The following is a 10,843-nucleotide window of genomic DNA, read 5'->3' on the forward strand; positions in this document are numbered from 1 at the left end:
GTCGGCGCAGCCCGACCCGGGCCCGCGGCCCGATCCAGGCGCCCGGCCCGCGGGCGCGCGGCCCTTCGGCCCAGCGGTGACGGCGGATCCCACCGATCTGGCCCTGCTGCTACGGCTGAAGAAGGCCCTGGAGGAGCTCGCATGAGGTTCTCCCCACTCACCGTCGTCAGGTTGCCCTCGCTGAGAAGGAGGCCACCGATGGAGCTGCGCGATGAGGTGCTCAAGGAGATGGTCCTCCTGCGCGAGCGCACCCCTGACATCAACGGCAGCGTCGCCTGCACGGTCGACGGGCTGCCCGTCGCCTGCGACCTCACCGCGGACAACGGCGACCGGACGGCCGCGCTGACCGCGGCGCTGGTCGCGATGAGCACGCGCATGCTCTCCCTGTCGGGGAGGGGCGACCTCCAGGAGACGCTCATATCAGGCACGGCCGGGTTCGCCGCGTTCTACGCCGCCGGCCCCACGATCGTCCTCACAGTCCTGGCCAGGCCGGGCACGAACCTCGGGCTGCTCAGGCTGGAGGGCAACAAGACGGCGGCCGCCGTGGCCGCCATCGCAGCACGGATCCGATGACCATTCACAGAACGGAGGAAAGGGCATGGCCAGCATGGACGTCTCTCTCAAGGAGATGATGGCGATCGACGGCTCGATCGGGGCGGCTGTCGTCGACCACGGCAGCGGCATGACGCTGGGCGCGCTCGGCGGCTCCAAAGAGCTGGATCTGCAGGTGGCTGGGGCCGGCAACACCGAGGTGGTCAAGGCCAAGCTGCGCACGATGGACTCCCTGGGTCTCAAGGACGCGATCGAGGACGTCCTGATCACGCTCAGCACGCAGTACCACCTCATCCGGCCGATCAGCGGTCGCGGCGGGAAGGGTCTGTTCCTCTACCTCGCGCTCGACCGGGGCAGAGCCAACCTGGCGATGGCCCGCCACCAGCTCAGGGCCATCGAGGAGAAGCTGGACGTGTAGCACGCGTCGCCCGCTGCGACGGGGGCGTCCCCACCAGGGACGCCCCCGTCGCTCGGGCAGATTCTATGTAAAACCTATAGGGAATGTTGACTTAACGGGCGCGCGGCCGTAGCGTCGGAGGGGATCCAGGGGCGGGAGCCTGGGCCGGTCATGAGGAGCGACCATGGCAGAACTCGATCTCACAGCCGACGTGCTCGTCGCGGGGGGCGGCCCGGCGGGCGCCTGGGCCGCGGTCAAGGCCGCCCAGGCGGGCGCCGACGTGGTCCTGGTCGACAAGGGCTACCTGGGCACCAGCGGCGCGACCGCGGCGGCCGGCACGGGAGTCTGGTACGTGCAGCCCGACCCCGCCGCCCGCGAGCAGGCGATGGCATCGCGGGAGGCGCTGGGCGGCCATCTGGCCGACCGCGACTGGATGGCCAGGGTCCTCGACCAGACGTACACGAACATGAACGAGCTCGCGCTGGTGAGCCGCTACCCGTTCCCGGTCGGCGAGGACGGCGCCCAGATCAGGCGCGGGCTGCAGGGGCCGGAGTACATGCGCCGCATGCGGGTGCGGGCCAGGCGTGCCGGGGTGCGCGTGCTCGACCACAGCCCGGTCACCGAGCTGCTCGTCGACTCCGAGGGCGCCGTCGCGGGGGTCGCCGGACACCGCAGGCGGCACGACCAGGACTACCGGGTGCGGGCGGGGGCGGTGGTGCTGGCGACGGGGGGCTGCGCGTTCCTGAGCGGGGCGCTCGGCTGCGACGTCAACACCGGTGACGGCGCGCTGCTCGCCGCCGAGGCGGGGGCCGAGATGTCCGGCATGGAGTTCTCGAACGCGTACGCCATCGCGCCGGAGTTCACCTCGGTGACCAAGACCGCCTTCTACTCGTTCGCCACCTTCTACCACACCGACGGCAGCGTCCTGGAAGGCGCGGGCAGCACCCGCGGCCGCTCGGTGATCGCGCGGGCGCTGCTGTCGGAGCGGGTGTTCTGCCGGCTCGACCAGGCCGACGAACCCGCGCGCAGGGCGATGCGGCTGGCCCAGCCCAACTTCTTCCTGCCCTTCGACCGCCAGGGCATCGACCCGTTCACCGAGCTCTTCCCGGTGACGCTGCTCGCCGAGGGCACCGTGCGCGGCACCGGCGGGATCCGCGTGACCGGCTACGACTGCGCCACGTCCGTGCCCGGCCTGTACGTGGCGGGCGACGCGGCGACCAGGGAGCCCATCTGCGGAGGCTTCACCGGAGGCGGCAGCCACAACGCCGCCTGGGCCATGTCGTCGGGCACGTGGGCCGGGAAGGCGGCGGCCCGCCACGCCCGCACGCTGGGAGGCGCCCACTCCTCCAGCGCCACGAGGCGGTCCGTGCGCGGAGCCGGAGGCGCGGGGCTCCGACCGACCGCCGGCGAGCGGGTGCCGTACCGGGAGGTGGTCGAGGCCGTGCAGCGGGAGGTGCTGCCGTACGAGAAGAACTACCTCCGGCACGGGGCGCGGCTGGAGCCCGCGCTGGCCACGCTCGACGGCGTCTGGGCCGAGGCCAGGCGCGCACTGCACGGCGAGGGGGACGGTGCGGTGCGCGCCAGGTCGGCCGCGGCGATGACGGCGCACGCCCGCTGGATGTACGCCTCCGCGCTGGCCAGGACGGAGAGCCGGGGCATGCACAAGCGGGAGGACTTCCCGCACCAGGACGCGGGCCAGCACCACCGGATCGTCTCCGGCGGGCTCGACGAGGTGTGGGCGACGCCGGAGCTCCGGCTGCGGGCGGCGGTGGCCTCGTGATCGAGATCGTCTCGCGCGAGCGCTGCATCACCTGCGACAAGTGCGTCGAGGTCTGCCCGACCGGCGTCTTCGATCTCGGGCCCGACGGCGTGCCCGTCATCGCTCGACAGGTCGACTGCCAGACCTGCTTCATGTGCGAGGCGTACTGCCCGGCCGACGCGCTGTACGTGGCGCCACAGGCGCACCCCCTGCCGGAAGCTCCGGACGAGGCCGACCTCGCGCGGCGGGGGCTGCTCGGCAGCTACCGCGAACAGATCGGCTGGGGGCACGGCAGGACGCCGGGCGCCCGGCTGGCAATCGGCCCGGCCCTCCCCTCGTCGTCGAACGTCATCATCTCCTGACCTGCTCTTCCAAGGATCTTCACGTCGGGATATGACCGTGGTGAACCGCCGGTCACCCCCCGACTCCCGCGGGAGAACGCATGTACGACGGTCACATGGCGCCGGGGCGGCTCCGCTCACTCGCGCTCGCACTCGGTGGGGCCCTCGCCCTGGTCATCGCCTTACCGGGCGCCGCCTTCGCGGACCCGCCCCCCGCTCTGCCCGCCAACGCCGACGGCCTGGAGCAGACGTTCCAGCCCGCCTACGACTACGACAAGGACGGCTGCTACCCCACCCCCGCCATCGGCCCCGACGGGACCACGGCCCCCGGCCTGAAGCCGGGCGGCGCGCTCAACGGCCGGTGCCGCGACTCCTGGGACCTCGACAACACCAACGGCTACGCGCGGCACAAGTGCGACAACGGCTGGTGCGCCGTCATGTACGCCCTGTACTTCGAGAAGGACCAGTCGACGGCCGGCCCCATCGCGCTGGGACACCGCCATGACTGGGAGCACGTGGTGGTGTGGGTCAGGAACGACCGGGCCGAGTACGTCTCGACCTCCGAACACGGCTCGTTCAGGATCCATCACCGTGACCGCATCCGCTGGGACGGGACGCACCCCAAGATCGTCTACCACAAGGACGGTCTCAGCACGCACACCTTCCGCGCCGCGAACACCAATGACGACCCCCCGGAGAACCACTACGGAACGTGGCAGTTCCCCCGCCTGGTCGGCTGGAACGGCTACCCCGCCGGCATTCGTGACCGGCTGACCCGGGCCGGGTTCGGCAGCGCGGTCTTCGGTCTCAAGGACGACGCGTTCGGCCGGCATCTCGAACGGGCCAAGCCGCCCGGCATCCCCTTCGACCCGCACGCCTGACCGGCGATCCGCCTACGGCGGCGGGTGTGCCCGCCGGCAGCGAGAGCACGGGGAGGATGCGGGAGGTCATGTCCATCGAGACGTACGCCGCACGGGCTCGGTTCAGCGGCGTCGTGTGACCGTCGTGTGACCATGGGGGGATGGCGGACATGATGACGGCCTGGGTGGTGCGACGGCCTGGTCCGGTGGCGACTGGCCCGCTGGAACGCGTGCGGCTACCCGTGCCGGAGCCCGCGCCCGGCGAGGTGCTGATCAAGGTGGAGGTGTGCGCCGTCTGCCGTACCGACCTGCACCTGGCCGAGGGCGACCTGCCTCCCCGGCGGCCGGACACGGTCCCCGGGCACGAGGTGGTCGGGCGGGTCGTGGGGCGCGGCCCGCACGCCGACCGGCTGGCCGACGGCACGCGGGTGGGCGTGGCCTGGCTCCGTTCCACGTGCGGCGCCTGCCGCTACTGCGCGCGCGGGGCCGAGAACCTCTGTCCCGACTCGCGCTACACCGGCTGGGACGCCGACGGCGGCTACGCCGAATACCTGACCGCGCCGCAGGACTACGTCTACCGGCTGCCCGAGGACCGGCCGGCCGACGGGCTGGCCCCGCTGCTGTGCGCGGGCATCATCGGCTACCGGGCCCTGCTGCGCGCCGAGCTGCCTCCGGGCGGGCGGCTGGGCGTGTACGGGTTCGGCGCGTCGGCCCACCTCACCACTCAGGTGGCCATCGCCCGTGGCGCGACGGTCCACGTGCTGACCCGGGCCGCCGACGCGCGGCGGCTCGCCCTGAAGCTGGGGGCGGCCTCGGCCCGCGAGGCGTACGAGGCGCCTCCCGAGCCGCTGGACGGCGCCATCCTGTTCGCGCCGGTGGGCGATCTGGTGCCGGTGGCGCTGGCGGCCCTGGACCGGGGCGGCACCCTGGCCGTGGCCGGGATCCACCTCACCGACATCCCGTCCCTCGTCTACCAGGACCACCTGTTCCAGGAGCGCACGCTGCGCAGCGTCACCGCCAACACCCGCGCCGACGGCGTGGCCCTGCTGGAGCACGCCGCCCGCCATCCCGTGCGCGTGGCCACCGTGCCGTACGCGCTGGACGAGGCAGACCGGGCCCTGGCCGACCTGGCCACCGACCGCGTCACCGGCGCCGCGGTCCTCCACGTGAGCTGACCCCGCCCGCGCGGGTCCCGGGCGAGGGCGCCGGCGGAGTGACTCCGCGCTGGTCTCCGGGTAGTTAGTACGGCGACCATTGATCACGGGAGTTGACCGCCATGCCCATAGCCCCTGTGCCCGCCGAGGTGGACGCCTTCCTCCGGGCCCCGCGCCCGGCGATCGTCGGCACCGTCCGGCCCGACGGCGCCCCGTCCACGACGCCGACCTGGTACGACTGGCAGGACGGTCGTGTGATCTTGAGCATGTCGTCCACCGGCCCGCGCGTCAGGAACCTGCGCGACGACCCCCGGGTGTCGCTGACCGTCCTCGGCGACTCCTGGTACGACCATGTATCCCTGCTCGGCCGGGTCGTCGAGTTCAGGGACGACGCCGACCTGGCCGACCTCGACCGGCTCTCGATCCGCTACTGGGGCAAGCCCTACACCGATCGCGATCTGGTCTGTGTCACCGCGATCGTCCAGGTGGAGCGCTGGCACACCTTCGGCAATCCCACAGGAGCGACACCGACGACGCCCTGACCAGGATCTTCGCCCTTCTGCGGCCACGGCGATGCGAAGCTGAACAGAGATTCACGCTCGTCGACACACCCCTTCGAGCTGCCGTCATGACCTGTTCTCCGTCTGTTCACTTTAGGCGGTTTGTATCTAGGTGCACCTAGAACGGATCTCACTACGGAGAAGGAAACACACCGTGACCAGTGGACAGCGCCGCCTCAGCGCGGTGGCGACGGCCGCCTTCGTTGTGGCTCTTTCCGCCGCGTGCGGCGGCACCAACACCACCAAGCCGCCGGCGGGGGAGGGCACCGCGACGGCATCCCAGGGCGCCGGCGCCGAGCTGGCAGGCCAGGTCAAGGTCGACGGCTCCAGCACGGTGGCCCCCTTGACCAGCGCCGCCGCGGAGTTCTTCTCCGAGCAGCAGCCGAAGGTCAACGTGACCGTCGGCACCTCCGGCACCGGCGGCGGCTTCGAGAAGTTCTGCAACGGCGAGACGGACATCTCCGACGCCTCCCGTCCGATCAAGGACGAGGAGAAGACGGCCTGCGAGGGCAAGGGCATCAAGTACGGCGAGCTCACGGTCGCGACCGACGCGCTCACCGTCGTGGTGAACAAGGACAACACCTGGGCCAAGTGCCTCACCACCGCCCAGCTCAAGAAGATGTGGGAACCCGCCGCCGAGGGCAAGATCACGAGCTGGAAGCAGGTCGACCCCAAGTTCCCGGACGAGCCGCTGAAGCTGTTCGGCGCCGGCACCGACTCGGGCACGTTCGACTACTTCACCGACGAGATCAACGGTGAGGAGGGCGCGAGCCGCAAGGACTACAGCCCGAGCGAGGACGACAACGTCACGGTCCAGGGCGTCGCGGGCTCCAAGGGCGGCCTCGGCTACTTCGGCTTCACCTACTTCGAGGAGAACGCGGCCAAGCTGAAGGCCGTGGAGATCGACTCGGGCAGCGGCTGCGTCGCTCCGAGTGTGGAGACCGCGCAGAGCGGCAAGTACACCCCGCTCTCCCGCCCGCTGTTCGTCTACCCGTCGGCCGCCGCGGTCAAGAGGCCGGAGGTCGCCGCCTTCCTCGACTACTACGTCACCAACGTCGGCAAGATCGCCGCGGACGCGAAGTTCATCCCGCTGAACTCCGAGCAGGAGGGCAAGCTCAAGACCGACCTCGCCACCCTCAAGTCGCAGGCGGGCTGATGGCAGCCGCCCACTCCGCGACCGCGCCCGGGACCCGCAAGTCCCTGGCGCGGTCGCGTCCGCGTTATGGCGAGCAGGTCATCAAGGCGGTCCTCCTGCTGGCCGCCCTGCTGTCCATCGCCACCACGCTCGGCATCGTGGTGTCGCTGCTGGAACCCACGATCATGTTCTTCGGCGAGGTCAGCCCGGTGGAGTTCTTCACCTCCACCAACTGGGGACCGCTGTTCGAGCCTCCCCACTACGGCGTGCTGCCCCTCGTCAGCGCGACCCTGATCACGACCGGGATCGCGATCGTGGTGGCGGTGCCGCTGGGCCTGGGCGCCGCCATCTACCTGTCGGAGTACGCCAGGCCGCGGGTCAGGAAGTTCTTCAAGCCGGTGCTGGAGGTGCTCGCGGGCATCCCGACCGTGGTCTTCGGCTTCTTCGCGCTGAGCTTCGTCACCCCGCTGCTGCGCGGCATCCTGCCGTTCGAGATCGAGATCTTCAACGCCCTGTGCGCGGGCCTCGTCGTCGGCTTCATGATCATCCCAATCGTCGCCTCGCTGTCGGAGGACGCGATGACGGCGGTGCCCAACGGGCTGCGCGAGGGCTCGTACGCGCTGGGCGCCTCCAAGATGACCACGTCCATCCGCGTGGTGCTGCCCGCGGCGTTCTCCGGCATCGTCGCGGCCGTGATCCTCGCGATCTCGCGCGGCGCGGGCGAGACGATGATCGTCTACATCGCCGGTGGCGGTCAGCCGAACTTCACCTTCGATCTGGGCAAGGCGATGCAGACCATGGCCGCGTTCATCGCCCAGGCCGGGTCCGGCGACGTGCCGATCGGCACCGTCGACTACAACACCATCTTCGCGGTCGGCTCGCTGCTCTTCGTGATGACGTTCGCGATGAACTACGTCAGCGTCCGCCTGGTGCGTAAGTATCGTGAGGTGTACGAGTAAATGGCCGTTCTCTCGACCCCGCGCTCGGCCGTCCAGCTGGCGGGCAAGGGCGCGCCGCTCAAGGAGCACCTCTTCCGGATCGCGCTGCTCGCGAGCCTGGCGATCGCATTCGTCTTCCTCGTCGCCCTGCTCTCGTACGTGCTCGTGGAGGGCTGGCCCCGGCTCGACGCGCGCCTGTGGGAGAACATGCCGTCGATCCGCAATCCGGAGATCGCCGGTGCGCAGTCGGCCATCACGGGCACGCTCTGGGTCATCTCGCTGACCGCGGTCTTCACGCTGCCGACAGGCATCGCCGCGGCCATCTACCTGGAGGAGTACGCCGACAAGACCCGCTGGTACAACCGGGTCATCGAGATCAACATCCAGAACCTCGCGGCGATCCCGTCGATCGTCTACGGCATCCTGGGCCTCGGCATCATCGCCCGCACGCTGGGCCTCGGGTTCAGCGTGATCAGCGCCTCGCTCACCCTGGCGCTCCTGGTGCTGCCGATCGTGATCATCGCCTCGCGCGAGGCGATCCGCGCGGTGCCGCCGTCGATCCGCGAGGGCTCGCTCGCGCTGGGCGCGACGCAGTGGCAGACCATCTCCCGCCAGGTGCTGCCCGCCTCGATCCCCGGCATCGCGACCGGCTCGATCCTGGCCCTCTCCCGGGCGATCGGCGAGGCCGCCCCGCTGCTCATGCTGGGCGCGGTGTCCTTCATCCGGTTCAACCCGGACGGGGTCTTCGCCAGCTACACGGTCCTGCCGATCCAGATCTTCAACTGGATCTCCCAGTCGCGCGAGGGATTCCACATCCTGGCCGCGGCGGCGATCGTCATCCTGCTGGTGATCCTGCTGCTGATGAACTCCGTCGCCATCTGGCTCCGAAACCGCTACCAGAAGCGCTGGTGAGGAATGACTGAGATAGGAACGTCCATGCCGGAAATCACGGTCCGTGGTCCCCAGGCGCCGCGCAACATCGAATCCCTGGACCCCGTCTTCACCGTCGCGAACCTCAGCGTCTTCTACGGCGACTACGAGGCGGTGCGCGAGGTGGACATGCTGATCGCCAACCGCGAGATCACCGCGATGATCGGCCCCTCCGGCTGCGGCAAGAGCACCGTGCTGCGCTGCTTCAACCGGATGAACGACCTCATCCCCGGCGCCCGCGCCGCCGGCACGATCATGTACCACGGCGAGGACCTCTACGGCGACCACGTCGACCCGATCGAGGTGCGGCGGCGCATCGGCATGGTCTTCCAGAAGCCCAACCCCTTCCCCAAGTCGATCTACGACAACATCGCCTACGGCCCCAAGGTCAACGGCATGAAGGGCAAGATGGACGACATCGTCGAGCAGGCGCTGACCAAGGCGGCGCTGTGGGACGAGGTCAAGGACAAGCTGAAGCAGAACGCCCTGTCCCTCTCCGGCGGCCAGCAGCAGCGCCTGTGCATCGCCCGCGCCATCGCGGTCAAGCCCGAGGTCATCCTCATGGACGAGCCCTGCTCGGCCCTCGACCCGATCGCCACCACCAAGATCGAGGACCTGATGCAGGAGCTGGCGCACGACTACACGATCGTGATCGTCACCCACAACATGCAGCAGGCCGCGCGGGTCTCCCACCGCACCGCCTTCTTCACCGCCGACGTGGACGAGGCGGGAGTGCGGCACGGCCGCCTGGTCGAGTTCGACGAGACCAGCCGCATCTTCACCAACCCGTCCGACAAGCGCACCGAGGATTACATCACCGGGCGCTTCGGGTGACTCGACTCTGCAGAGGAGGACCGGGGTGATCCGGTCGCAGGCAACACTCGAGGGGGACGAGGACGCCCGGAGCGGCCAAAGTCCGGCACGCGCCCGGCAGGCCGCGCCGGGCGTGCCCGTGCTGCTGGTGGCCGATCCCGACAGCGCGGGGGTGCAGGAGCTCACCGAGGCGCTGGACCGGGAGGGCGTCAACGTGACGGGAGTCGCCGACGGCGCCCAGGCGCTCATCCAGGCCGGGGCGCTGCAGCCGGACGTGGTGCTGGTCAGCGCCACCATCCCACTCATCGGCGCCGTGGACTTCGTCCGGGCGCTGCGGGCCAGCCGGACGATGCCGGTGCTGCTCGGGGTGGGTGAAGGGCACGCCGAGCTGGCCGTCCAGGCGCTCGCGGCGGGGGCGACCGCGTGCGTCGCGCGGCCGTACCGGGTTCACGAGCTGTTGCCGCTGGTCCAGGCGAGCGCGGGGGGCGAGGCAGGCGCCAGGCCCCTCGTGATAGGGAACGTGGAGCTCGACGTGAACGCCTACCAGGTGCGCGTGGGCGGCGAGGCCGTGCACCTGCCGCTGCGCGAGTTCGAGCTGCTGCTCTTCCTGATGCGCAACACCGACCGGACGGTCACCCGCGAGCAGATCATGCGGCACGTCTGGCACGCCTCGGGCGACTCCGTCGCCACCAACACGATCGCCGTGCACGTCAAGCGGCTCCGCGCGCGGCTCGGCGACACGGATGACACGATGATCCAGACGGTCCGGGGTGTCGGATACCGGCTGGTTTCGCCGGAGAATCGATAAGCTCTCACCGATGAGCGAGCACGACCCCGCGGACGACCGGTCCGCACCCGGCTCCTCGGGCCGGGCGGGCGGGTCCGTGCGCGAGGTGGCACTGATCTTCCTGAAACTCGGCACGATCGCGTTCGGCGGCCCGGCCGCGCACACCGCGATGATGCGCGACGAGCTGGTACGCCGCCGAGGCTGGGTCAGCGACCAGCGGTTCGCGGACCTGATGGGCGCCACCAACCTCATCCCCGGCCCCAACTCCACCGAACTCGCCATCCACCTGGGCTACGACCGGGCCCGGTGGCGCGGCCTGCTGGCCGCCGGGATCTGCTTCATCCTGCCCGCCGCGCTCATCGTGACCGCGCTCGCCTGGGCGTACGTGACCTACGGGCACACACCCGCGGTCGAGGGCATCCTGTACGGCATCGTGCCGGCGGTGATCGCGATCATCGCGTCCGCGCTGCTCGGCCTGCTGCGCACCGTGGTCAAGAACGTGTGGCTCGGCGCGCTGGCCGCCGCCGCGCTGGCCGCGTACCTGCTGGGGGTGAACGAGCTGCTCGTGCTGGCCGCGGGCGCCCTGCTGGCCGCCGGCGCCCGGCTGGTCCGCCACC

The 10,843-nt window shown here is 70.6% G+C and carries 13 protein-coding genes; all 13 read left to right on the forward strand.

Features of this window, described 5'->3' with window-relative positions:
• The first annotated feature begins 198 nt into the window (after positions 1 to 198).
• A complete protein-coding gene (locus DQW85_RS34005) occupies positions 199 to 573 on the forward strand; it encodes a roadblock/LC7 domain-containing protein (RefSeq protein ID WP_113703863.1) in 375 nt (124 codons plus the stop codon).
• Between the two features lie 25 nt (positions 574 to 598).
• Positions 599 to 970 carry a hypothetical protein gene (locus DQW85_RS34010; RefSeq protein WP_113703864.1) on the forward strand — a complete coding sequence of 124 codons (372 nt, stop codon included), beginning with the start codon at positions 599 to 601 and terminating at the stop codon, positions 968 to 970.
• Between the two features lie 163 nt (positions 971 to 1,133).
• Positions 1,134 to 2,729: an FAD-dependent oxidoreductase gene (locus DQW85_RS34015; RefSeq protein ID WP_113703865.1), complete on the forward strand. Its 1,596-nt coding sequence runs from the start codon at positions 1,134 to 1,136 to the stop codon at positions 2,727 to 2,729.
• Entirely contained in the window at positions 2,726 to 3,070 is a 345-nt protein-coding gene (locus DQW85_RS34020; protein ID WP_113703869.1) for a 4Fe-4S dicluster domain-containing protein, read from the forward strand. Before DQW85_RS34015 ends, DQW85_RS34020 begins: the two co-directional genes overlap by 4 nt.
• A gap of 80 nt (positions 3,071 to 3,150) precedes the next feature.
• Complete coding sequence (locus DQW85_RS34025; protein WP_240197601.1) at positions 3,151 to 3,930, forward strand: NPP1 family protein; 780 nt, start codon at positions 3,151 to 3,153, stop codon at positions 3,928 to 3,930.
• 140 nt (positions 3,931 to 4,070) lie between these two features.
• Positions 4,071 to 5,084 carry a zinc-binding alcohol dehydrogenase family protein gene (locus DQW85_RS34030; protein WP_240197602.1) on the forward strand — a complete coding sequence of 338 codons (1,014 nt, stop codon included), beginning with the start codon at positions 4,071 to 4,073 and terminating at the stop codon, positions 5,082 to 5,084.
• Positions 5,085 to 5,185: 101 nt separating this feature from the next.
• Entirely contained in the window at positions 5,186 to 5,605 is a 420-nt protein-coding gene (locus tag DQW85_RS34035) for a pyridoxamine 5'-phosphate oxidase family protein (protein WP_113703872.1), read from the forward strand.
• A 172-nt stretch (positions 5,606 to 5,777) separates the two neighbouring features.
• Positions 5,778 to 6,779 carry a PstS family phosphate ABC transporter substrate-binding protein gene (locus tag DQW85_RS34040; protein ID WP_205315620.1) on the forward strand — a complete coding sequence of 334 codons (1,002 nt, stop codon included), beginning with the start codon at positions 5,778 to 5,780 and terminating at the stop codon, positions 6,777 to 6,779.
• Complete coding sequence (gene pstC / locus DQW85_RS34045) at positions 6,779 to 7,717, forward strand: phosphate ABC transporter permease subunit PstC (protein WP_113703866.1); 939 nt, start codon at positions 6,779 to 6,781, stop codon at positions 7,715 to 7,717. Before DQW85_RS34040 ends, pstC begins: the two co-directional genes overlap by 1 nt.
• Positions 7,718 to 8,608 carry a phosphate ABC transporter permease PstA gene (pstA, locus tag DQW85_RS34050; RefSeq protein WP_113703867.1) on the forward strand — a complete coding sequence of 297 codons (891 nt, stop codon included), beginning with the start codon at positions 7,718 to 7,720 and terminating at the stop codon, positions 8,606 to 8,608.
• Positions 8,609 to 8,632: 24 nt separating this feature from the next.
• Entirely contained in the window at positions 8,633 to 9,460 is an 828-nt protein-coding gene (pstB, locus tag DQW85_RS34055) for a phosphate ABC transporter ATP-binding protein PstB (protein WP_205315621.1), read from the forward strand.
• A gap of 25 nt (positions 9,461 to 9,485) precedes the next feature.
• Positions 9,486 to 10,247, forward strand: a complete 762-nt coding sequence (locus DQW85_RS34060; protein ID WP_240197603.1) for a response regulator transcription factor — start codon at positions 9,486 to 9,488, stop codon at positions 10,245 to 10,247.
• 10 nt (positions 10,248 to 10,257) lie between these two features.
• A partial coding sequence (locus tag DQW85_RS34065; protein ID WP_162795595.1) for a chromate transporter occupies positions 10,258 to 10,843 on the forward strand: 586 nt, incomplete at its 3' end.

Source organism: Nonomuraea lactucae, assembly GCF_003313395.1.
Lineage (GTDB): Bacteria > Actinomycetota > Actinomycetes > Streptosporangiales > Streptosporangiaceae > Nonomuraea > Nonomuraea lactucae.

Excerpts from the sequence above, each read along its gene's own strand:
- DQW85_RS34030 (WP_240197602.1), top strand. The coding sequence starts at position 4,071 with ATGGCGGACATGATGACGGCCTGGGTGGTGCGACGGCCTGGTCCGGTG.
- pstC (WP_113703866.1), top strand. The coding sequence starts at position 6,779 with ATGGCAGCCGCCCACTCCGCGACCGCGCCCGGGACCCGCAAGTCCCTG.
- pstA (WP_113703867.1), top strand. The coding sequence starts at position 7,718 with ATGGCCGTTCTCTCGACCCCGCGCTCGGCCGTCCAGCTGGCGGGCAAG.
- DQW85_RS34005 (WP_113703863.1), top strand. The coding sequence starts at position 199 with ATGGAGCTGCGCGATGAGGTGCTCAAGGAGATGGTCCTCCTGCGCGAG.
- DQW85_RS34015 (WP_113703865.1), top strand. The coding sequence starts at position 1,134 with ATGGCAGAACTCGATCTCACAGCCGACGTGCTCGTCGCGGGGGGCGGC.
- DQW85_RS34010 (WP_113703864.1), top strand. The coding sequence starts at position 599 with ATGGCCAGCATGGACGTCTCTCTCAAGGAGATGATGGCGATCGACGGC.
- pstB (WP_205315621.1), top strand. The coding sequence starts at position 8,633 with ATGCCGGAAATCACGGTCCGTGGTCCCCAGGCGCCGCGCAACATCGAA.
- DQW85_RS34035 (WP_113703872.1), top strand. The coding sequence starts at position 5,186 with ATGCCCATAGCCCCTGTGCCCGCCGAGGTGGACGCCTTCCTCCGGGCC.
- DQW85_RS34025 (WP_240197601.1), top strand. The coding sequence starts at position 3,151 with ATGTACGACGGTCACATGGCGCCGGGGCGGCTCCGCTCACTCGCGCTC.